This is a genomic window from Nocardioides sp. CCNWLW216 (genome assembly GCF_037120545.1).
Taxonomy (GTDB): domain Bacteria; phylum Actinomycetota; class Actinomycetes; order Propionibacteriales; family Nocardioidaceae; genus Nocardioides; species Nocardioides lianchengensis.
In genome coordinates, this window is sequence record NZ_JBBBBJ010000008.1 from 57,647 (window position 1) to 79,705 (window position 22,059).

Genomic DNA, 22,059 nt, shown 5'->3' on the forward strand with positions numbered 1-22,059 from the left:
CGACCTGGCCTGCTGCACCGCGTCGTACGGCCGGATCAGACGCCCTGCATGAACCCGACCCGCTTGCGCTTCAGCCCCGGGAAGACCCGGGGGATCGAGGCGCCGAAGCGGGACTGGACGACGTCGGCCAGGACGTTGCGGTAGTCGGTGGTGACCCGCAGGTCGGCGTCGGAGGTGTTGGTCAGGCCGGGCCAGCTCGCGTAGTAGCCGCCCTTCACGCCCGCACCGATCGCCAGCATGACGTTGCCGTGACCGTGGTCCAGGCCGAAGTTCGCGTTCTCCTGGACCCGGCGCCCGAACTCGCTGAGCACCACCATCGTGACCTTGCCGGTGTGCGGGCCGAGGTCGCCGAAGAACGCCGCCACGGCCGTGGCCAGCTCCTGGGCGTTGTCGCGCATCGAGCCCCACTCGAGCGTCCCGAGACCGTTGTGGTGGTCCCACTCGCCCTGGTCGACGGTGATCACCTCGGTCCCGACGTCGCCCCGGACCACCCGGGCGACCTGGGCGAGGGCCTTGCCGAGGTCGGTCGCCGGGTAGCTGCTGGTGCGGTCGGCGGCGTCCTGGACCGGCCCGAACCCGTTCACCGCCTCGAAGGCCGACCGCATCCCCCGGCCGAGCGGGGAGCGGTCCGAGTCCCAGAGGGTGTGCAGGGACCGGGTGCGGCCGCGCTGGTCGCCGGCCGGGATCGAGAGCCCGTCCGGCCGGTCCGCGGCCATCACCGGCTGGGGGCCGTACAGGGAGGTCGGGACGACGCTGCGACCGAGGTGGAACCCCTCGAGCGGGGAGCGGGTCGCGTCGCTGCCGATCAGCCGGTTCAGCCAGCCCTGGCGGGTGGTCGAGCCCGGGTTGGCGTCCTCGACAGCCTCCATGGCGGCGAAGTGGGACCGGTTCGCGACCGGCAGGCCGGTGGCGTGGATGGCCGCGACCTTGCCCGCGGTCCAGAGCGGGACCAGGGCGCTCAGCCGCGGGTGCAGGCCGAAGGTCCCGTTGCGCGCGAGCAGCCGGTCCGCCGGGATGGCGATCTTCGGGCGGGCGGCGTAGTAGACGGGGTCGGTGTAGGGCACCACCAGCGACAGGCCGTCCGCCGCGCCGCGCAACGAGAGCACGACGAGCACGGACTTGGCGGGCGCCAGGGCCTGCGCGGGTGAGGTGGTCACCACGGCGGAGCCGACGACGGTGGTGACGCCGGCGAGCGCGACGCCACGGAAGAGCCCACGGCGGGTGACGGCGGCGTACTCCGGGCAGCAGGGGGTCGGGGAGGTCATCGCGATCACCGGGTCAGGTGGGTGGGGGTGTCGAGGAAGGTGACGAGCAGCCGGGGGAAGGACCACTTCACCAGGCCGTGGTCGGCGGTGATCCGCTCGTGCGGGCGTACGTCGACCGCCTGGCAGCAGGCGGCCAGCAGCCGCTTGGTCGAGTGCCGGCCGAGCAGCTGCTGGGAGAGGTGGTCCACGAGCTGGTCGAAGCGGATCGACCGCCGGGGCAGCCACTGCCGGGGCTTGCGGTACGCGATCCCGGTCTTCGGCCACCAGCCGCCGCTGAGGCTGTAGTGGACCTGCATCGAGGCGATCAGCCGGGACGGCGACGACCAGGATTCGCTGTCGATCGGCTGTCCGTCCGGTCGGGGCCAGCCGAACGGCGTGGTGCCGATGCTGCTGGCCTGCCAGAGCACCTGGGTCGCGGCGTACTCGTCGCCCTTCCTCCCCTCGGGCGGACGCGCGACGCGCACGCCGAGCACCCGGAGGGTGGCGACCAGGTCCTCGCCGGGGTCGCGCACCTTGTCGCCGGCGGAGCGCTTGAACTCCTTCGACGCGACCAGCGCCCGCAGCACCGGCGCGATCGCGGTGTCGTTCTTCAGATAGACCCGGGCCAGCCGGGAGACCAGGGCGGGCGACGGGTTGTCGCGGACGAACTTGACCGCGAGCTTCCGGGCCAGGTGGCGCGCCGTCGCCGGGTGGTGGGCGAGGTGCGCGAGGTAGGCCATGGTCACCGCGCGCCCGTCCCGCGAGCGGTTGGGGTGCTTGAACCCGACGACCGAGACCGAGCCGGTGGCGTGGTCGGCGGGGACGTAGGACGGCTTCCAGGTCTTCCACATGTCGACGTGCCAGCCGGTGAGGATCCGGGCCGACCCGCGGACGTCGGCCTCGGTGTAGGCGCCGCGGCCGACGGTGTGCAGCTCGAGGAGCTCGCGACCGAGGTTCTCGTTCGGGTGCCGGGCGGTCGACACCGCGCCGTCGAGGTAGACGAGCATCGCGGGGTGCACCGTCGTGGCCTGGAGCATCTGGTCGAAGCGGCCGAGCGCGTGCTTGCGGATCGTCCGGCCGTACGACGCCCGGAACAGTCCGTGCGCGTCGCCGTCGACCGGGACGTGCAGGTGGTTCTCCCAGAACTCGGTCATCACCTCCAGGACCTGGCGGCGCGAGTAGGTCCGCCGGAGCAGGCAGGCGCGGGCGTAGTCGGCCGTGACCTCCCAGACCCCCTCGACGTCGGCGGCCTGACGCTTCCAGAGCTCGGCCGGCCCGCGGGACAGGCCGGACCACCATCCGAAGTGGTTCGGCACGCCGCGGTCGGAGACCCTGCCCGGCCGGAGCTGCCGGGCGAACCACTTCTCGGCGCCACCGGCCCGTCGTACCTGCTGGGTGAGGGCGGGCGTGACGCCGTACGAGAAGCGGTTGACGAGGTGCCGGTCGGCGGCCGAGAGGAGCTTGCGGCGGCCGCGGTAGCGGGCGGCGCGGTAGGACACGGCGGCGTCGGCGGTCGAGGGGAGGAGGACGGCGGAGCCGCTGCCGGCGACCGCGACCGAGCCGGTCAGGAGCGTGCGACGGGTGCCCGAGAGGGGTGGCATGGAGGTTCTCCACGGAGGGGGACGAGGAGGCCGACCGCCCCGGGAGCTCGAGGCGACCGCGTCCAGCCTAAGGCGAGGAGCTCCCGGAGTGCGGCGGATCAGGTCACGGGTCAGTATGCTTTGCGACTCATCCGGCTACGTCTCGAAGGACTCACCTCCCGCCCCATGGACGGCTCTCAAAGTAGTTCGCTCCCGTCAGGGGAGCGCCGATGACCACCTCCCTCCTGCTCCTGGCCCTCGCCCTGGTGCTGGTCCTGCTGTGCGGCGTCTTCGTCGCGGCGGAGTTCTCGTTCGTCACCGTCGACCGCAACCGGGTCGAGCAGGCGGCGGCCGCCGGCGACGCCGGCGCCCAGGGCGTGCAGACCGCGCTCCGCAGCCTCTCGACCCAGCTCTCCGGCGCCCAGGTCGGCATCACGCTCACGAACCTCGGCATCGGCTTCCTAGCCGAGCCGGCGATCGCCGAGCTGGTCCGCGGTCCGCTGGAGGCGGTGGGCACGCCGTCCGGCGCGGTGAGCCCGATCGCGATCGCGTTCGGCCTGGTCCTCGGCACCGTCCTGACCATGCTGTTCGGCGAGCTGGTGCCCAAGAACTATGCGATCGCGCTGCCGCTCGAGACCGCTCGGGCCACGCAGGGCGTGATGCGCGCGTTCACCGCCGTCAACCGGATCCCGATCCGCTTCCTCAACGGCTCCGCGAACGCCCTGGTCCGCCGGCTCGGGATCGAGCCGCAGGAGGAACTGCGCTCGGCGCGCAGCTCCACCGAGCTGGCCTCGCTGATCCAGCGCTCGGCCGACGAGGGCACCCTCGACGCCGAGACCGCCGAGCTGATGGAGCGCTCGGTGGAGTTCGGCACCCGCTCCGCCGGCGAGATCATGACGCCGCGAGTGCGCACCTACAGCCTCGAGGTCAACGACCGGGCCAGCGCGATCATCGACGCCGCCCGGCACACCGGGCACTCCCGCTTCCCGGTGCTCGACGCCGACGACGCCGTGGTCGGCACGGTCCACGTGAAGCACGCCGTCGCGCTGCCGCTGCACGAGCGCTCGACCACCAAGGTCAAGCACCTGATGGTCAAGCCGATCGTGGTCCCGGACTCGCTGCGCCTCGACCCGCTGCTGGCGCTGCTGCGCGAGGACGGCTTCCAGATGGCCGTCGTCCTCGACGAGTACGGCGGGCACGCCGGCATCGTGACCCTCGAGGACGTGATCGAGGAGATCGTCGGTGACATCTCCGACGAGCACGACCGCAGCGGTTCCCGGGCCCGCCACCGGCGCGACGGGTCCTGGTCGATCTCGGGCCTGCTGCGTCCCGACGAGGTGGAGGACCTGACCGGCATCGAGCTGCCCGACGACGAGGACTACGACACCGTCGCCGGCCTGGTGCTGAAGGTGCTCGGCCGGATCCCGCAGCGCGGCGACCTGGCCGAGGTGCCGGTGCCCGACCGCTCCGACCCCGACGAGCCGCGCGAGCAGCTCGCGGTGCTGACCGTCGAGCACATGGACGGCCTCCGGGTCGACCGCCTGTCGTTGCGGCTGCTGGAAGGGACGGACGCCTGATGAGCGACTACACCGCCCTCGTGGTGGCCCTGCTGCTGCTCGCCTTCAACGCCTTCTTCGTCGGCGCGGAGTTCGCGCTCATCTCGGCTCGGCGCAGCCAGATCGAGCCGCGCGCCCAGGCCGGCTCGCGGATGGCGCGCACCACCCTGCGCGCCATGGAGAACGTCTCGCTGATGATGGCGGGCGCCCAGCTCGGCATCACCATCTGCTCGGTCGGGCTGGGTGCGGTCGGCGAGCCCGCCGTCGCCCACCTGCTGGAGCCGCTGTTCGAGGGACTGCACGTCCCGCACGGGCTGGTGCACCCGATCTCGTTCGTGATCGCGCTGGCCATCGTGGTCTTCCTGCACGTCGTGCTCGGCGAGATGGTCCCGAAGAACATCGCGATCGCCGGCCCCGACCGGGCCGCCCTCGTGCTCGGTCCGCCGATGCTCGGCGTCGTGACCGTCCTGCGCCCCGTCATCGTCGCGCTCAACGCGATCGCCAACGGCACCCTGCGGCTGCTGAAGGTGGAGCCCAAGGACGAGATCAGCTCCAGCTACACCCGCGAGGAGGTCGCGGCGCTGGTCGAGGAGTCCCGGGGAGAGGGACTGCTGGAGGACGACGAGTACGACCGGCTGGCGGGTGCGCTCGGCTTCACGGAGAAGACCGTGTCCGCGGTGCTGATGCCCCGGGCGACCCTCTCGACCGTACGGCGGGGCTCGTCCGCCGCCGACGTCGAGGCGCTCTGCGCCGCGACCGGCTTCAGCCGGTTCCCGGTGGAGGGCGACGACGGCGAGCTGCTCGGCTACCTGCACATCAAGGACGTGCTGGAGCCCGACGAGGAGCGTCGCCTGCGCCCGATCGAGGACAAGTGGATCCGACCGTTCGCGCCGGTCACCGGGCAGGACGCGCTGCACGACGCGCTGGAGCAGCTGCAGCGGCGTGGCGCCCACATGGCGCGGGTGGTCGACCCCGACGGCACCACCGTCGGACTGGCCACGCTCGAGGACGTGATCGAGGAGCTGATCGGAGAGATCCGCGACGCGGCACACCTCGAGGAGCAGGTCTGACCTCCCCACGATCTAGGGTGTCGACCGTGGTGGACGAGGGTGCGGCGACCAACCGGGTATGGACGCTGCCCAACGTGCTCAGCATGCTGCGCCTCGCCGGGGTCCCGGTCTTCCTCTGGCTGGTGCTGGGACCCGAGGCCGACGGGTGGGCGCTGGCCCTGCTGATGGTCTCCGGCTTCACCGACTTCGCCGACGGCTGGCTCGCGCGCCGGTTCAACCAGACCACGGTGGTCGGGCAGATCCTGGACCCGGTCGCCGACCGGCTCTACATCCTGGCGGTCGTCGTCGGCCTGGCCCTGCGCGACGTCATCCCCTGGTGGATGGCGGTCTCGCTGCCGCTGCGCGACCTGCTGATGTGGGGCCTGGTGCCGCTGCTGCGGACCCGCGGCTACAGCGCATTACCCGTGCACTTCCTGGGCAAGGCCGCCACCTTCAACCTGCTCTACGCCTTCCCGCTGCTGCTCCTGGGCGACGGCGACGGGACGGTCGCCACGCTCGCCGACGTCTTCGGCTGGGCCTTCGCGTTCTGGGGGATCGGTCTCTACTGGTGGGCCGGCGTCCTCTACGCCTGGCAGGTACGCCGGCTGCTCGCCACCACCGAGCGCCGGACGACGGCGGCCCGCCATGGCTGACACGAGGGAGCGGCTGCCAGCCCGGGTGACCATGCCGCTGCTCACCCTGATCACCCAGCAGTCCCTCGACGAGGACTACCTGCACGCCGCCGAGCGGCGCGTGGCCCGCGGCGGGGCGAACCCGCCACCGGGACACCGCGGTCGTCGTACCGCTGCCGTGGTGGCGGTCGTCGCCGTCTTCGGCGTGCTGGTCACGACCGCGGCGGTGCAGACCAACCGCAACGCCGACACGGTCGACGCGGGCCGGGAGAGCCTGATCGAGCAGATCCTCAACCAGCGGGCCGATGTGGCCGCGCAGCAGGTGAGCCTCGCCGACCTGCGCGACGAGATCGCCGATCTCGAGGACGAGCAGGACCGCACCGACGCCGCCCAGCAGTCGGTGGCCGACGCCAACGAGCGTCTCTCGGTCCGCACCGGTGGGGTGGCGGTGCGCGGCCCGGGCGTCCGGATCACCGTCGACGATCCCGAGCAGGGGGAGGAGCGGATCCGCAAGGAGGACCTCTTCCTGCTGATCAACGGCCTGTGGCAGGCGGGCGCGGAGGCGATCGCGCTCAACGGGCACCGGCTCAGCGTGGTGACCTCGATCAACAACTCCGACGTCGCCATCAACGTGGAGTCGTCGGCGCTGCTGCCGCCCTACATGCTGCAGGCGATCGGCGACTCGGGCCGGCTCGCCGCCGACCTGCTCGACACCGACACGTTCGAGCGGTTCGACGCGCTCCAAGACCGCTACGGCTTCCGCTTCGACATGGACAATGAGGACTCGATGGTGCTGCCGGCCGCCCGCGACAAGCGACTGCGGAACGCCTCCGTGGCCACGACGCAGTCCGACCGTAGGGCCGAGGAGGGAACCACGCCGTGATCGCCGCACTCGGGTTGCTCGCCGGGATCGTGCTCGGGCTCGTCTTCGAGCCTGACGTCCCGCAGTCCCTGGAGCCCTACCTGCCCATCGCCGTGGTCGCCGCCCTCGACGCCGTGTTCGGCGGCCTGCGCGCCTACCTCGACGGCATCTTCGACGACAAGGTCTTCGTGGTGTCGTTCGTGAGCAACGTCGTGATCGCGGCGGCGATCGTCTACCTCGGCGACCAGCTCGGCGTCGGCGGCCAGCTCTCGACCGGCGTCATCGTCGTCCTCGGCATCCGGATCTTCTCGAACGTCGCGGCGATCCGGAGGCACCTGTTCCATGCCTGACCCGACCCCCGACGAGGCTCCCGCCAGCGGACGGGAGCGGCTGCAGCGGGCCCTGACCCGCCCGTCGCGTGGTCAGGCCGTGGTGGCCGTGCTGCTCGGGCTGCTGGCGTTCGCGGCGATCACCCAGGTCCGCGACACCCAGGTCGACGACGCCGACTTCGCCGGCTACCGCGAGCAGGACCTGATCGACGTGCTCACCGGCCTGGCCGGCACCAGCCAGCGGGCCGAGGCCGAGATCTCGCGGCTCGAGGACACCCGCGACGAGCTCCGCTCCGACTCCGACCGTCGCCAGGCCGCTCTCGGGCAGGCCCGGACCGAGGCCGAGACGCTGCGGATCCTCGCCGGCCAGGTGCCGGTGACGGGGCCCGGCCTCCGGATCACCGTGAAGGAGAAGACCGGCCCGGTCAGCGCCGAGACCCTGCTCGACATGGTCCAGGAGCTGCGCACCGGCAGTGCCGAGGCGATCCAGGTCGACGGGCAGGTCCGGCTGGTGGCGCAGAGCGCCTTCTCGGAGGGCGTGGGCGGGATCGTGATCGACGGGCAGCAGCTCGAGCCGCCGTACGTCTTCGACGTGATCGGGGATCCGCACAGCCTCGAGGGTGCGCTCACCTTCCCGCTCGGGCCGCGGTACCAGGTCGAGGAGATCGACGGGGGCACCCTCACCTTCAAGGACCCCGGCCGCCTCGAGATCACCGCGGTGCGCGACGTCGTGGATCCGGAGTACGCCCAGGCCGCTCCCGGGCAGTAACCTTCGCAGGCACCGCCGCACCGCCCCGCCCGCTCGGACCAGAGGAGACGCCTTGTACCCCGACGACCTTCAGTACACCTCCGAGCACGAGTGGCTGCGCTCGCCCGGTGAGCAGGAGGGGTCGGTCCGGGTGGGCATCACCCACTTCGCCCAGGACGCCCTCGGCGACATCGTCTACGTCTCGCTCCCCGAGGTCGGCGACACCATCGAGGCCGGCAGCACCTGCGGCGAGCTGGAGTCGACCAAGTCGGTCAGCGACGTCTATGCGCCGGTCTCCGGCGAGGTGGTGGCCCGCAACGAGGCCCTCGACGCGACCCCCGAGCTGGTCAACAACGACCCCTACTCCGGCGGCTGGCTCTTCGAGGTCGTCCCGTCCGACCCGACCCAGCTCGACGAGCTGATGGACGCCGCGGCGTACGTCGAGTCGCTCGGCTCCTGATCGTCCCGCCTGCAAGGCCCGAACCGGCTTGAGCCCGAGGCTCGGGCTGATAGGTTCGAACAACCGTCAACCTCAGCCCGGCCTTGAGGGTTCCGCCTTGGGGGACCTGGGGTTTCACGCACGACTCCGGAGGATGACCGATGCCGTTCTGCACAGCATGTGGCAGGCAGAACCCCGACGACGCCCGTTTCTGCTCGCAGTGCGGGACCCGGCTCGCGAGCGCCGAGCCGGCGCCCGCGGCCGACGACACGACCGTCAACGAGCCGGTGGGGGAGTCCACGGCCACGATCCAGATCGGGGTCGGTGACAAGGCGGAGACCTCGGACCGTCAGCTCAACCCGGTCGACGCGGCCGCGGTCGACGCGCTCCCGACGGGCCACGCGCTCCTGGTGGTCCAGCGCGGCCCCGGCTCCGGGAGCCGGTTCCTGCTCGACGCCGACGTGGTCAAGGCCGGTCGGCACCCGGACAGCGAGATCTTCCTCGACGACGTCACCGTGTCCCGCCGGCACGCCGAGTTCACGCGCGAGGGTGCGTCGTTCACGGTCAGCGACGTCGGCAGCCTCAACGGGACCTACGTCAATCGCGACCGGATCGACCGGGTGCTGCTGACCGACGGCGACGAGGTGCAGATCGGCAAGTACCGGCTGGTCTTCTTCTCCGGGCACGAGAGCGCCTGAGCCCGTGGCCGTGACGGCGCCGACCCCGGGCTCGTCCCGGGGGCGGATGAACATCGGGGAGGTGCTCGACCTCCTGCGACCCGACTTCCCGGGCATCACCATCCCGAAGATCCGGTTCCTCGAGGACAAGGGCCTGATCAAGCCCGACCGCACACCGTCGGGCTACCGGAAGTTCTCGGCCGAGGACGTCGAGCGGTTGCGCTACGTGCTGCGCATGCAGCGCGACCACTACCTCCCGCTGAAGGTGATCGGGGAGCACCTCGACGCGATCGACCGCGGGCTCGAGCCGCCGCCGATCGATGCCGTGGTCCCCACGGTCCCGCGGGTCGCGCTCGCCGCCGACGGGCTGCCCTCGCCCGAGTCCTTCCGTCGCCATGATCAGCTGCGGCTCTCCCGGCGCGAGCTGGTCAAGATCGCCGAGATCTCCGAGGACCTGCTCGACCAGCTCGAGCAGTTCGGCCTGATCTCGCCGCGTCCCGGCACCGGTCACTACGACACCGACTGCCTGGTCATCGCCCAGACCGCCCGCGAGCTCGCCGACTTCGGCTTCGAGCCGCGCCACCTGCGTGCCTTCAAGACCGCCGCCGACCGCGAGGTCGGCCTGGTCGAGCAGGTCGTCGCCCCCCACAAGCGCGGTCGGGACGCCGCCGCCAAGGCCCGCGCCGAGGAGGCCGTGAGCGAGATCGCCGCGCTCTCGGTGCGGCTGCACGCGACGCTGGTGAAGGCCGGTCTGCGCTCGTCGTAGGGCCCTCGGGGTCATGTCGTCGGCCGGAGTAGGGTGGCGATGTGCGCGAAGTGGATGTCATGGGTGTCCGGGTGGAGATGCCGTCGAACCAGCCCATCGTGCTGCTGCGCGAGGTCTCGGGGGAGCGCTACCTGCCGATCTGGATCGGCGCTGTGGAGGCGACGGCGATCGCCTTCGCCCAGCAGGGAGTGGTGCCGCCCCGGCCGCTGACGCACGACCTGATGAAGGACGTGCTCGAGGCGACCGGCAACGAGCTGACCGAGGTCCGGATCACCGATGTCAAGGACGGCGTCTTCTTCGCGACGCTGGTCTTCGGGTCCGGCGCCGAGGTGAGTGCACGGCCGTCCGACTCGATCGCCCTGGCGCTGCGGACCGGGACCCGGATCGTCTGCGCCGAGGAGGTCCTCGACGAGGCCGGTCTCGCCGTGCCGGCCGAGCAGGAGGACGAGGTCGAGAAGTTCCGCGAGTTCCTCGACCAGGTCACCCCCGAGGACTTCGAGGCGCAGTAGCCCTCACCCTCAACCTGAGGTTGAGGGTTGCGACACGCCGCCGACGTCTTTGACCACCTCCCGGCTGGGGCATACCTTGAACTGTCTCTGTTGTAACTCCACCGCTGTGGTTGTGCCTCGCGCTCGGCACCAGCACCTTCCCCGGTAGTTACGTGCAAACGGAGTAGACCCCCGGAGGACCGTGTGAACGAGCACGAGCAGGAGCTGAACCCCGAGGCAGCCGCGGCTGTCGAGGCTGCCGACGAGCAGGGGCTCCTCTTCACCGACGACGTGTCGCCGCTGCCCAGCGACACCGGCTACCGGGGTCCGACGGCGTGCAACGCGGCCGGCATCACCTACCGCCAGCTCGACTACTGGGCCCGCACCGGCCTGATCGAGCCGACGGTGCGCGGCGCCAAGGGGTCCGGCTCGCAGCGCCTCTACTCCTTCCAGGACATCCTGCTGCTGAAGGTCGTCAAGCGTCTGCTCGACGCCGGCATCTCGCTGCAGCAGATCCGCACCGCGGTCCAGCACCTGCGCGAGCGGGGGACCGAGGACCTCACCCGGGTCACCCTGATGAGCGACGGTGCCTCGGTCTACGAGTGCACCAGCAACGACGAGGTCATCGACCTGCTCCAGGGTGGGCAGGGCGTCTTCGGCATCGCGATCGGCGGGGTCTGGCGCGAGATCGAGGGCACCCTCGCCGAGCTGCCCAGCGAGCGCACCGCCGAGGACGCTCCGGCCGCGAGTGCCAGCGACGAGCTCGCCGCGCGCCGGGCGGCCCGCAACGCCGGTTGACGATTCGGAGACACATCGACTCGACCACAGGTCGACTTATCGACTTCTGCGCGGTCCGCCGCCCTTCGGGGTGGCGGACCGTTCGCGTTGCGGCTGGTAGATTCTGATCTGCTGACCATCCCGCGCGGGAGAGTCCTCGACCGGTTCGCCGGGCGGGGCGCCGAAGGGGCAATTCCTCCCCGGAACCTCTCAGGCCACCGGACCGCGTGGAGCAGGCGACTCTGGAGGAGCGACGGCGCTCCGACAGAGGGGGAGGCCGATCGACCCATCTTCTGGATTCGAGGAGCCCCGTTGTCTGACGTCCCATCGCTCGCCGAGCTCGATGCCGCCCTCCCGTTCGCCGACCGCCACGTCGGGCTGCGTCCCGCCGACGTCGACACGATGCTGGCCCGGCTCGGGTTCGACTCGCTCGAGGCCCTGATGGCCGCCGCCGTCCCGGGGGGCATCCGCCCGGCCGCCGAGCTGGACCTGCCGCCGGCCCTCACCGAGGACGAGACCGCCCGCGAGCTCCGAGCCATCGCCGGCGCCAACCGCCCGGGGGAGGCGATGATCGGCCTCGGGTACCACGCCACCCTGACGCCGCCGGTGATCCGGCGCAACGTGCTCGAGGACCCGAGCTGGTACACCGCCTACACGCCGTACCAGCCTGAGATCTCGCAGGGTCGGCTGGAGGCGCTGATCAACTTCCAGACCGTGGTCGGCGACCTCACCGGGCTGCCCACCGCCAACGCGAGCCTGCTGGACGAGGGCACGGCCGCGGCCGAGGCCATGACGCTCGTACGACGGGGCAACCGCAAGGCGTCCGGTCCCTTCGTCGTCGACGCCGACGCACTGCCCCAGACCATCGAGGTCGTCCGCACCCGAGCCGAGGCGATGGGTATCGCGGTCGTCGTCGCCGACCTGTCCGCCGGGCTCCCGGAGGGCGAGCTGTCCGGCGTGCTCGTGCAGTACCCCGGCGCATCGGGCCGGATCCTCGACCCGCGGTCGGTGATCGAGGCGGCCCACGAGCGCAACGCACTGGCCGTCGTGGCCGCGGACCTGCTCGCCCTGACGCTGCTGGAGTCGCCCGGCGAGCTCGGCGCCGACGTGGTCGTCGGCTCCACCCAGCGCTTCGGCGTCCCGCTCTTCTACGGCGGCCCGCACGCCGGCTACATGGCCGTCGCGGCCGGCCTGGAGCGGCACCTGCCCGGGCGGCTCGTCGGCGTCTCGGTCGACGCCGAGGGGCGCCCGGCGTACCGGCTCGCGCTGCAGACGCGCGAGCAGCACATCCGTCGCGACAAGGCGACCTCCAACATCTGCACCGCCCAGGTGCTGCTCGCCGTGGTCGCCTCGATGTACGCCGTCTACCACGGTCCCGAGGGGCTGCGGGCGATCGCGACGCGCACGCACCGGTACGCCGCGGTGCTGGCCGCCGCCCTCGCCGGGGGCGGTCTGTCGGTCTCGCACGCCGAGTTCTTCGACACCGTCGAGGTGGTCGTGCCGGGCCGGGCGTCCGACGTCGTCGCGAAGGCCCGCGAGCTGGGCCTGCAGCTCCGGCTCGTCGACGCCGACCGGGTCGGGGTCTCGACCTCCGAGTGCACGACCCGCTCGACGCTGGTCCGGCTGCTCGACGCCTTCGGCGTGGAGGCCGACCTGGAGGCGGTCGACGCGGCCGCGGGCGAGTCGCTTCCGGAGTCCCTGCGGCGGCGGACGCCGTACCTCACGCACGAGGTGTTCTCGACGCACCACAGCGAGACCGCGATGCTGCGCTACCTGCGGCGGTTGTCCGCGCGCGACTACGCGCTGGACCGCGGGATGATCCCGCTCGGCTCCTGCACGATGAAGCTGAACGCCACCACCGAGATGGAGCCGGTGTCGCTGCCGGGCTTCGCCGACCTGCACCCGTTCGCGCCCGCCGAGGACGCCACCGGCTACCTCCAACTGGTCACCGAGCTGGAGGGCTGGCTGGCCGAGGTCACCGGCTACGACCGGGTGTCGATCCAGCCGAACGCCGGCTCGCAGGGCGAGCTCGCCGGCCTGCTCGCCATCCGTGGCTACCACCGGGCCAACGGCGACGCCACGCGCGACGTCTGCCTGATCCCGTCCTCGGCCCACGGCACCAACGCCGCGTCCGCGGTGATGGCCGGCATGCGGGTGGTGGTCGTCAAGGCCGCCGACGACGGCACCGTCGACCTGGTCGACCTGCGCGCGCAGTGCGAGAAGCACGCCGACGACCTGGCGGCGATCATGGTGACCTACCCGTCGACGCACGGCGCCTACGAGGACACGATCACCGAGCTCTGCGAGGTCGTGCACGCCCACGGCGGCCAGGTGTACGTCGACGGCGCCAACCTCAACGCGCTGCTCGGCTACGCGAAGCCCGGTGAGTTCGGCGGGGACGTCTCCCACCTGAACCTGCACAAGACCTTCTGCATCCCGCACGGTGGGGGCGGACCGGGCGTAGGGCCGGTCGCCGTACGCGCGCACCTGGCGCCGTACCTGCCGACGCACGGCATGCACCCGGAGGCCGACAAGCGGGCGGGCATCGGTCCGATCAGCGCGGCGCCGTACGGCTCGGCGGGGATCCTGCCGATCTCGTGGGCCTACATCCGGCTGATGGGCGCCGAGGGCCTGACCCGGGCGACCGCGTCGGCGGTGCTGTCGGCCAACTACGTGGCGGCGCGGCTCGGCGAGCACTTCCCGGTGCTCTACACCGGTCACGGTGGGCTGGTCGCCCACGAGTGCATCCTCGACGTGCGGGGGCTGACCAAGGAGACCGGCGTGAGCGTCGACGACGTGGCCAAGCGGCTCGTCGACTACGGCTTCCACGCCCCGACCATGTCGTTCCCGGTGGCCGGCACCCTGATGGTGGAGCCGACCGAGTCCGAGGACCTGGCCGAGATCGACCGGTTCTGCGACGCCATGATCGCCATCAAGTCCGAGATCGACCGGGTCGGCGCGGGGGAGTGGAGCCCCGAGGAGTCGCCGCTGCGCGGCGCGCCGCACACGTCGCGGGCCCTGGTCGGCGACTGGGACCGTCCGTACTCCCGCGAGCTGGCCGTCTTCCCGACCGGCGTCGACCCGGACAAGTACTGGCCGCCCGTGGCCCGGATCGACCAGGCGTACGGCGACCGCAACCTGGTCTGCGCCTGCCCGCCCCCCGAGGCCTTCGCCGAGTAGCGCCGAGTCAGCAGGAGTTGAGGGCCGAGTCAGCACCAGTAGTGCTGACTCGGCGTGGCGCGATCAGGGCAGGTCCTCCTTGGTGACCTGGACGTCGTAGCGGAAGGCCGGGGCGCAGGTGAGCGGGACCCGGCTCTTGCGGTAGGTCAGGGTCAGGTCGGTGCGGAGGCGGCGGTGGAAGCCGTCCGCGACGATGTGCTGGCCGGCGTCGTCGAACTCGTCGTGGACGGCGATGCGCGGACCGGTCTTCCTGGCCACGCCCGTGACGGCGGCCCGCCGGCCCTGGACCCGGACGGTGGCCTCTACTCGCCGGCCGGCCCACACGCTCGTCGTGGTGCTCCTCGATCCGTGGACCCCTCCCGCGTCCGGATCGCCGATGACGACGGAGACGGAGTTGCCGTAGGTGTCGTTCTCGTAGACCTCGACCACGACCTGCCTCTCCTTCAGGGTGCCGGTGCAGGCGAGGACGACGCCACGCTCCCGGACGGACTCGGGGCCTGCGGTCGCGGAGGCGGGCGTGAACGCCACGCCGGCGACCGTCCCGATCAGGGAGACGGTGGCGAGGGCGAGGCGGGTGGTGCTGTGCATGGTGGTGCTCCTGGTGCGTCGTGTCGGTTGTCGGGAGGGATACGCCCGACCACGGCACCGGGTTGCGTCACTGCGCCTGCGACACGCTCGACATGTTGAAGTCCGGGACCCGCAGGGCGGGGGTCGCCGTACGGGAGAAGTAGTCGTCGCCCCACTCGCGGCTGAAGCTCGGGACCGTCGCGGACGCGTGGGTGAACCGGCCGAGCAGGTCGATCGGGCTCTCGTTGAACCGGAAGTTGTTGACCGCGCCGGTGATCTCGCCGTTCTCGACGAGGTAGACGCCGTCGCGGGTGAGCCCGGTGAGGAGCAGCGACTGCGGGTCGACCTCGCGGATGTACCAGAGGCAGGTCAGCAGCAGGCCGCGCTCGGTGCCGGCGACCAGGTCCTCGACGGAGCCGGTGGCGCCGTCGACGCTCAGCACCAGGTTGTCGATGGCCGGGGTGACCGGCTGCGAGGTCATCGCGGCGGAGTGCCGGGTCTGCAGCAGCGCGGTCAGCTCGCCGTCGCGGATCCAGTCGGTGCGCGCCAGGGGCAGGCCGTTGTCGAAGACGCTGGACTCGTTGCCGGAGCGCGAGGCCACGGCGAAGGGCGCGCACTCCAGGGCGGGGTACGACGGATCGGAGAACAGACCGACCCCGGGGTGGGCGATCCGCTCGCCGATCCGGGTGCCGGCGCCGCGCCGGCTGTAGACCGACTGGCCCTCCCAGGCGACCCGGGCGCCGGCGTACCAGTAGGCGTCGATCATCAGGTCGGCGACCGCGGTCGGCGGCAGGATGGTGTCGTAGCGGCCGGCCGGCAGCGCGACCTGCCGAGCGCCCCAGCCGAGCCGCTGCGCGAGCGTGGCGTCCATGGCGAGCGCGTCGACGTCGGTGAAGTCGCGGGTCGCGCCCCCGACCCAGGCGCTCTGGGTGAGGTCGGCCGTCTTGCCGGTGCAGCCGTAGTGGCCGGTCGGCTGGACGTGCCGCAGCCGCAGCCCGGTCGTCGAGCCGAGGTAGGTGGTGGTGACCTCGTGGTTGACGAAGCCGTAGAGGACGCGGTCGGCCGCCGTGGCCCGGCCGAAGGCCTCGCCCAGGGCGGGGGCGAAGGCGTCGTACACGTGGACGTCGGTGGGGACCGACCCGTCGGCCCAGTCGGGGGAGACCCGGTCGCGGACCAGATCGGCGGCGTCCTCCGCGGGCGAGCCCGCCCGGGCGGCCGCGTCGGCGGCCTCCACGAGCGCGGTGACCTGGGCCTGGGTGGTCGCGCTGCCGGTGACCGAGCCGGTCGAGACACCGGCGGCGGTGCGGACGAACGAGATCACCGTGACGGTCACGCCGTGCATCACGCCGTTGGTGGTCAGGGTGTTGTTGGCCCAGCGCAGATTGGCACTGGTCTTGTCGTGGACGAGTACGACGCAGTCGTCGGCCAGCGTGGTGGCGACGGCGTGCTCGACGAATGACTGGGGGGACAGCGTCGACTGCTGGGTGGTCATCAGTGGCCCGCCTCGTCGGTGGTGTTGAGGATGTTGACGCCGCGGAAGAGCGACGTCGGGCAGCCGTGGCTCACCGACGCCACCTGCCCGGGTTGGGCCTTGCCGCAGTTGAACGCGCCGCCCAGCACCCAGGTGTCCGGACCGCCGACCGCCTCCAGCGATCCCCAGAACTCCGTGGTCGTGGCCTGGTAGGCGACGTCGCGCACCTGCCCGACCAGCTCGCCGTCCTGAATCCGGTAGAAGCGCTGCCCGGTGAACTGGAAGTTGAAGCGCTGCATGTCGATCGACCAGCTCTTGTCGCCCACGACGTAGAGGCCGCGCTCGACCCGGCCGATCAGCTCCTCGGTGCTCGGGCCATCGGGAGCGGCCTGGAGGCTGACGTTGGCCATCCGTTGGATGGGGATGTGGCCCGGGGAGTCGGCGTACGCGCAGCCGTTGGAGCGACCGCCGTTGAGCTCCGGCTTCATCAGACCCATGGCGCGGTCGAGCTGGTAGCCGACCAGGACCCCGTCGCGCACGATGTCCCAGGACTGGGTCTCGACCCCCTCGTCGTCGTACCCGACGGTGGCCAGGCCGTGCTCCAGCGTGCGGTCTCCGGTCACGTTCATCACGCCGCTGCCGTACTGCAGCGTGCCGAGCTGGTCGTACGTCGCGAAGGAGGTGCCGGCGTAGTTGGCCTCGTAGCCGAGCGCGCGGTCGAGCTCGGTCGCGTGGCCGATCGACTCGTGGATGGTCAGCCACAGGTTGCTCGGGTGGATCACCAGGTCGTGGCTGCCGGCCTCGACGCTCGGGGCCTTCAGCTTCTCGGCGAGCAGCTCGGGGACCTCGTCGACCTCGGCGTCCCAGTCCCAGGCCTCCGGTCCGCTGCCGACGACGTACTCCCAGCCGCGCCCGACGGGCGGGGCGATGCTGGCCATCGCGTCGAAGGTGTCGGCGCCGGCGCCCATGGCCTCGAAGCCGGGCTGCATCCGGACCCGCTGCTGGGTGGTGCGGGTGCCGGTGAGGTCGGCATAGTACTTGTTCTCCAGCACCTGCTGGAGGTACGCCGACGCGTGGTCGACGGCCGCACCGGTGCGCAGCCGCTCCGTCCACCCGACGAGCACGGCGGCCTTCTCGGCCACGGGGACGTCGAACGGGTTGACGTCGTACGACGACACCCACGTCACGTCGGCGTGCACGGGCTCGGGGGCCAGCTCCACCGGCACCGGGGTCATCGTGGCCGCGACCCGGGCGACCGCGACGGCCGTCTCGGCTACCCGCACCGCCTCCTCGTCGGTGAGGACGACGCCCGCCGCGAAGCCCCACGCGCCGCCGTGCAGCACCCGGACCGCGAAGCCCAGGTCCTCACGGTCACTGGCGCTCTGCAGCACCGCGTCGCGGACGGCGACGTCCTGATAGCGGACCCGCTCGAAGCGGAAGTCGGCGTGGCTCGCCCCGAGCTCCTGCGCCCGCGCGAGCGCGGTGTCGCCGAGACTGCGGTAGGGGAGCGAGAGGAAGCTGGGATCGACCTGCTGGCCACTCATGCGACCGAACCTACCCGAGGCGGTCAGCCCGTCACCGCGATCGTCGAGCCGGTGCGGGCCTTGGTCACGACGAGCTGAGTGGGGATCCGGTCGCGCATCTCCGCGACGTGGCTGACCACGCCGACGACGCGACCCCCGTCGCGCAGCGAGTCGAGCGTGTCGAGCACGTCGTCGAGGGTGTCGGCGTCGAGGGCACCGAAGCCCTCGTCGACGAACAGGGTGTCGAGGTCGGCGCCTCCGGTCTCCTGGGTGATCACGTCGGCGAGGCCGAGGGCGAGCGCGAGCGACACGACGAAGGTCTCGCCGCCGGAGAGGGTCGCCGGGTCCCGGGACTCGCCGGACCAGTCGTCGCGGATCAGCAGGCTCAGGCCACCACGGGTCTCGCCGGCCCCGCGGTGTCCGGTGTGCTCGAGCGAGTAGCGCTGGTCGCTCATCCGGGCCAGCCGCTCGTTGGCGGCCGCGACGACCTGGGAGAGCCGGTAGGCGAGGACGTAGGCGGACAGGCGCATCTGGAGACGGTTGTCGGGGGCCTTGCCCTCGACGAAGCTCGCCAGGCGCGTGGTCAGGTCGAGCTCGGCGCGCACCGGCGCCCAGCGCTGGAGTGCGCCGCCCAGCTCGGAGACGAGGAGGGAGAGCCGCTCCACGCGACCGGAGCCGGCCTGCTCGGTCGCGCGGGCGGTGGTGAGGGCGCGATGGGCCCGGTCGTGGGCGCGGGTGAGCGCCCGGAGGTCGGGCGGCGGGAAGAGGCCGACCTGGTCGGCGCCGGGCTCGGCGAGGATCGCCTCGGCGTTGGCGAGCCGGCGGTCGTGGTCGGCCATCTGGGCGGCGAGCTGCTCGAGCTCGTCGGGCGCGAGGGCCGCGGCGGCCGCGGCGGCCGGGTCGTCGAACCCGGCGTCCCGGGCTGCGGCGTCGAGGGCGGTCGCGGACTCCGACGCCCGCGACGCGGCCGCGTCGCGGGCGTCGAGGGCCAGCAGGAGGGCGCGGGCATCCCGGTCCCGGTCGTGGAGGTCGGCCTCGAGGTCGTCGAGGGAGCCGTGGGGCGTGGGCTCCAGCAGCCGGGTCACCTCGGCCCGGTGGGAGACGGCCTCCTGGCCGAGCAGGCGCAGCGACGCGGTGGTCTCGGCCGCGTCGGCCTCCAGTCGGCGTACGGTCTCGGCGGTCGCAGCGAGCTCGGACTCGGTCGCGGCGAGCATCCGCTCCAGGCCGGGGACGCCGGAGGCGGCCGCGCGGAGGTCGGCGTGCCGGGCGCGGAGCTCGTCGAGCTCGGCGGGGTCGCCGGCCCGCTCGCTGACGACGGCGTGGCGGGTGGCGAGGTCGCGAGCCTCCTCCTCCCGGAGGTGCTCGAGCGCGGCGGCCGCGTCGACGGCCTTGTGGGCCGCCTTCTCGGCGGACGCGTCCGGTGCGTCCGCCGACCGGGCCGCCTTGTGGGGGTGCTCGTGGGAGCCACAGACCGGGCAGCTCTCGCCCACGACGAGCGCGTGGGCGATCTCGGCGGCCATGCCCTCCAGCCGGGCCTGGCGCAGATCCAGCCAGGTCGTACGGCGCGTCAGGGTCTGCTCGCGGGCCTCGGCGTGCTCGGCCCGGGCCCGCTCCAGCAGGGCGGTCAGCCCGGTCGGCCCGCTCAGCTCGTCGTGGGCGGCCAGGCGGGCGGCTGCCGACTCGACCGTCGCCGCGGCCGCGCGGGCCTCCTCGAGAGACTCCCGCAGCGCGGCGATCCGGGTCGGGAGCTCACCGGAACGCTCGCTCGCCACCCGGAGGGCCTCGGTGACCTCGTGACCGTGCTCCTGCAGCTCGGCGAGCCGCTGGTCGAGCTCGACCAGCCGGTCGGCCCGCGGCCGGAGCGCCCGCACGCGCGCGGAGGCGTCCGCCAGCTCGGCCACGGTGGTCTCCACGGACGTGCGCTCGACCCCGACCGGTACGTCGGCCGCCGCGACCTCGTGGGCCTCCCGCGCAGCACGCGCGACCCGCCACAGCGGCATGACCGACGCCGCCCGCCGCCCGGCGTCGACCCGCTCGCGGGCGGAGGCGTGCTCGTCGGCGGCACCGATGAGCAGGGCGTGCTCGGCCGCGGCCGCCTCGACCCGCGCCTGCTGGTCGGCGGTCGCCCGACCGGAGTCGAGGGCGGAGCGGGCCGACCGCTCGACCTGGGTCGCCGCATGGGTCGCGGCCGCCGAGCCGGCCAGGGCGCCGCGCGCCTCGGCGAGCAGGCTGTCCGACCACGAGGCCAGCGACCCGGCCTCGGCCGGGGCCGTCAGGTCGCGCACGTCCCACTCGTCGGGCAGGGGCGTGGTCGCCGCCTCCGAGACCCGGCTGACCAGGTCGGCGACGTCCTGGTGAGCGGTCTCCGACGACCGCCGCAGCTCGAGGCGGCGGTCGCGCAGCCACCGCTCGACGTCCTCGAACCGGCCGGTGCGGAAGAGCCGCTGGAGCAGCTGGTGGCGCTCCTCGGAGCGCGAGCGCAGGAAGGCCTGGAAGCGCCCCTGGGGAAGCATCGCGACCTGGGTGAACTGGGTGAGGTTCATGCCGACGAGACGGCTGATCAGGTGGCCGGCCTCGTCGAGGCGGCTGGTGAGCGGCACCCACTCGCCGGAGATCCGCTCGGAGACCGTGACCGAGGCCTGCTGGGAGGTGGTGCCCGAGCCGCGCTTCTTCGGTCGCTCCCACGCGGGGGAGCGGACGAGTCGGAAGCGACGTCCGGACAGGGTCGCCTCGAGGGTGACCCGGGGGGCGACTCCCGGGACGGCCTGGTCGGACCGCAGCCGACGCGCGGTCGCGCGGTCACCGGGGACGTCGCCGTAGAGCGCGAAGCAGACCGCGTCGAGGACGCTGGTCTTGCCGGCGCCGGTCGGGCCGGAGAGCAGGAAGAGCCCGGCCCCGGAGAGCTGGTCGAAGTCGACCTCGACGGTGTCGGGGAACGGGCCGAAGGCGGTGATCTCGAGGTGGTGCAGACGCATCAGTCGTCCTCCCCGCTCTCGGTGACGACGGTGTCGACGTCGGGGTCGTCGCAGCAGGCGTCGACGGCACGGAACAGCAGCGTCGTCTCCTCCTCGGTCGGCGCGACCCCGCGCAGGTCGGTCATGAACTCGTGGGCGACGTCGTGGTCGGTGCGCCCGTGGGTGCGCGCGGCCGGCAGCGCGCCCAGACCCGGCACCGCGGCCTCGAAGCCGAGCAGCAGGGTGTGGGGGAAGCGGTCGCGCAGCCGGTCCATCGCCCGGGCCGGGCGCACGGCGTCGGTGAGGGTGACCTGCACCCAGGCGTCCTCGTGGGCAGCCAGGTCGGGGTCGACCAGGAGCGCGTCGAGGTCGCCGCGCAGCCGGGCGAGCCGGCGCGGGACGGGGGCCTCGACGAAGGTCGCCGAGGTGACGCCCGCGGCGCCCAGGTCGACCAGCCAGGAGCCCTTGCGCTGATCGGCCTCCGAGAACGAGTAGGCCAGCGGCGATCCGCTGTAGCGCACCGCATCGGTGAGCGTGTGGGGGCCGTGGAGGTGGCCCAGCGCGGTGTAGGAGACCCCGTCGAACACCGACGTCGGCACCCGGGAGACGCCGCCGACGCTGATGTCGCGCTCGGAGTCGCTGGGCTCGGCGCCGGCCACGAAGGCGTGGGCGAGGACGACCGAGCGGGTGGCGCCGGAGCGGCCGGCCAGGTCGGAGCGGACCCGCCTCATCGCCTCGGCCAGGGCCGCCTCGTGGGAGCGCGCGGCCAGGCCCCAGGGCTCGCGGACCGCGTCGGGGTCGAGGTAGGGGATGCCGTGGATCGCGACCGGGCCGTGCTCGTCCTCCAGCAGCACCGGCGTGCCGACCCGGCCCGCGTCGGTGCGGATGAAGACGCCCGCCGCGTCGATCAGCCGCGAGCTGAAGCCGAGCCGCTGCGCGGAGTCGTGGTTGCCGCTCGTCAGGACGACCTGGGCCCGGGAGGCGGCCAGCCGGGCGAGGGCCTCGTCGGCCAGCCGGACCGCGTCGACGTGGGGGAGGGCGCGGTCGTAGACGTCGCCGGCCACCAGCACCACGTCGACCCGCTCGGAGTCGACCACCTCGAGCAGGTGGTCGACGTACGTCGCCTGGTGGGTCAGCATCCCCTCCCGATGGAACGACCGGCCGAGGTGCCAGTCGGAGGTGTGGAGGAGGCGCACAGGACGAACCTAGGAGGCGGC

19 protein-coding genes and 1 riboswitch are annotated in these 22,059 nt (G+C 72.7%); of the genes, 12 read left to right on the forward strand and 7 right to left on the reverse strand.

All coding sequences use genetic code 11. From position 1 onward, the window contains the following. Window positions 1-35: 35 nt before the first annotated feature. Both V7S47_RS17760 and V7S47_RS17765 read right to left on the reverse strand, forming a co-directional pair. Window positions 36-1,265, reverse strand: a complete 1,230-nt coding sequence (locus V7S47_RS17760; RefSeq protein ID WP_336562820.1) for a DUF1501 domain-containing protein — start codon at window positions 1,263-1,265, stop codon at window positions 36-38. A gap of 5 nt (window positions 1,266-1,270) precedes the next feature. Continuing rightward, window positions 1,271-2,845, reverse strand: coding sequence for a DUF1800 domain-containing protein (locus V7S47_RS17765; RefSeq protein ID WP_336562821.1), 1,575 nt, complete (start codon window positions 2,843-2,845; stop codon window positions 1,271-1,273). A gap of 209 nt (window positions 2,846-3,054) precedes the next feature. Between V7S47_RS17765 and V7S47_RS17770 the strand changes: the two genes are divergently transcribed. The 12 genes from V7S47_RS17770 to gcvP all read left to right on the forward strand — a co-directional run bounded on the left by V7S47_RS17770 (window position 3,055) and on the right by gcvP (window position 14,327). Further along, window positions 3,055-4,401 (forward strand): hemolysin family protein, encoded by a 1,347-nt coding sequence (locus tag V7S47_RS17770; protein WP_336562822.1) that lies wholly within the window; start codon window positions 3,055-3,057, stop codon window positions 4,399-4,401. Further along, a complete protein-coding gene (locus V7S47_RS17775) occupies window positions 4,401-5,450 on the forward strand; it encodes a hemolysin family protein (protein WP_336562823.1) in 1,050 nt (349 codons plus the stop codon). The genes V7S47_RS17770 and V7S47_RS17775 overlap by 1 nt, the downstream gene beginning before the upstream one ends. A gap of 17 nt (window positions 5,451-5,467) precedes the next feature. Beyond that, window positions 5,468-6,082, forward strand: coding sequence for a CDP-alcohol phosphatidyltransferase family protein (locus V7S47_RS17780; protein WP_336562824.1), 615 nt, complete (start codon window positions 5,468-5,470; stop codon window positions 6,080-6,082). After that, window positions 6,075-6,944 carry a DUF881 domain-containing protein gene (locus tag V7S47_RS17785; RefSeq protein ID WP_336562825.1) on the forward strand — a complete coding sequence of 290 codons (870 nt, stop codon included), beginning with the start codon at window positions 6,075-6,077 and terminating at the stop codon, window positions 6,942-6,944. Before V7S47_RS17780 ends, V7S47_RS17785 begins: the two co-directional genes overlap by 8 nt. Beyond that, window positions 6,941-7,273 carry a small basic family protein gene (locus V7S47_RS17790; RefSeq protein WP_090860840.1) on the forward strand — a complete coding sequence of 111 codons (333 nt, stop codon included), beginning with the start codon at window positions 6,941-6,943 and terminating at the stop codon, window positions 7,271-7,273. The genes V7S47_RS17785 and V7S47_RS17790 overlap by 4 nt, the downstream gene beginning before the upstream one ends. After that, on the forward strand, window positions 7,266-8,021 hold the full coding sequence (locus V7S47_RS17795; RefSeq protein WP_336562826.1) for a DUF881 domain-containing protein: 756 nt from the start codon (window positions 7,266-7,268) through the stop codon (window positions 8,019-8,021). Before V7S47_RS17790 ends, V7S47_RS17795 begins: the two co-directional genes overlap by 8 nt. A gap of 52 nt (window positions 8,022-8,073) precedes the next feature. Beyond that, window positions 8,074-8,460: a glycine cleavage system protein GcvH gene (gcvH, locus tag V7S47_RS17800; RefSeq protein ID WP_090860842.1), complete on the forward strand. Its 387-nt coding sequence runs from the start codon at window positions 8,074-8,076 to the stop codon at window positions 8,458-8,460. Window positions 8,461-8,600: 140 nt separating this feature from the next. Continuing rightward, a complete protein-coding gene (locus V7S47_RS17805; protein ID WP_336562827.1) occupies window positions 8,601-9,137 on the forward strand; it encodes an FHA domain-containing protein in 537 nt (178 codons plus the stop codon). 10 nt (window positions 9,138-9,147) lie between these two features. Next, window positions 9,148-9,882: a transcriptional regulator FtsR gene (gene ftsR / locus V7S47_RS17810; RefSeq protein WP_442945361.1), complete on the forward strand. Its 735-nt coding sequence runs from the start codon at window positions 9,148-9,150 to the stop codon at window positions 9,880-9,882. A 41-nt stretch (window positions 9,883-9,923) separates the two neighbouring features. Further along, on the forward strand, window positions 9,924-10,391 hold the full coding sequence (locus tag V7S47_RS17815) for a bifunctional nuclease family protein (RefSeq protein WP_090860844.1): 468 nt from the start codon (window positions 9,924-9,926) through the stop codon (window positions 10,389-10,391). 183 nt (window positions 10,392-10,574) lie between these two features. After that, window positions 10,575-11,168, forward strand: coding sequence for a MerR family transcriptional regulator (locus V7S47_RS17820; protein WP_090860845.1), 594 nt, complete (start codon window positions 10,575-10,577; stop codon window positions 11,166-11,168). Between the two features lie 115 nt (window positions 11,169-11,283). Further along, a riboswitch (glycine riboswitch) is annotated at window positions 11,284-11,383 on the forward strand. 76 nt (window positions 11,384-11,459) lie between these two features. Next, on the forward strand, window positions 11,460-14,327 hold the full coding sequence (gene gcvP / locus V7S47_RS17825) for an aminomethyl-transferring glycine dehydrogenase (RefSeq protein ID WP_336562828.1): 2,868 nt from the start codon (window positions 11,460-11,462) through the stop codon (window positions 14,325-14,327). A 63-nt stretch (window positions 14,328-14,390) separates the two neighbouring features. On the opposite strand, the gene V7S47_RS17830 is transcribed toward gcvP, so the two are convergent. From V7S47_RS17830 to V7S47_RS17850, 5 genes are all read right to left on the reverse strand, one after another. Further along, window positions 14,391-14,915, reverse strand: coding sequence for a hypothetical protein (locus V7S47_RS17830; RefSeq protein ID WP_336562829.1), 525 nt, complete (start codon window positions 14,913-14,915; stop codon window positions 14,391-14,393). A gap of 67 nt (window positions 14,916-14,982) precedes the next feature. Beyond that, window positions 14,983-16,386 (reverse strand): metallopeptidase TldD-related protein, encoded by a 1,404-nt coding sequence (locus V7S47_RS17835; RefSeq protein ID WP_336562830.1) that lies wholly within the window; start codon window positions 16,384-16,386, stop codon window positions 14,983-14,985. After that, window positions 16,386-17,909, reverse strand: coding sequence for a TldD/PmbA family protein (locus V7S47_RS17840; RefSeq protein ID WP_336562831.1), 1,524 nt, complete (start codon window positions 17,907-17,909; stop codon window positions 16,386-16,388). Before V7S47_RS17840 ends, V7S47_RS17835 begins: the two co-directional genes overlap by 1 nt. 23 nt (window positions 17,910-17,932) lie before the next feature. After that, window positions 17,933-20,863 (reverse strand): SMC family ATPase, encoded by a 2,931-nt coding sequence (locus V7S47_RS17845; protein WP_336562832.1) that lies wholly within the window; start codon window positions 20,861-20,863, stop codon window positions 17,933-17,935. After that, complete coding sequence (locus V7S47_RS17850; RefSeq protein ID WP_336562833.1) at window positions 20,863-22,038, reverse strand: exonuclease SbcCD subunit D; 1,176 nt, start codon at window positions 22,036-22,038, stop codon at window positions 20,863-20,865. Before V7S47_RS17850 ends, V7S47_RS17845 begins: the two co-directional genes overlap by 1 nt. Window positions 22,039-22,059 lie beyond the last annotated feature (21 nt).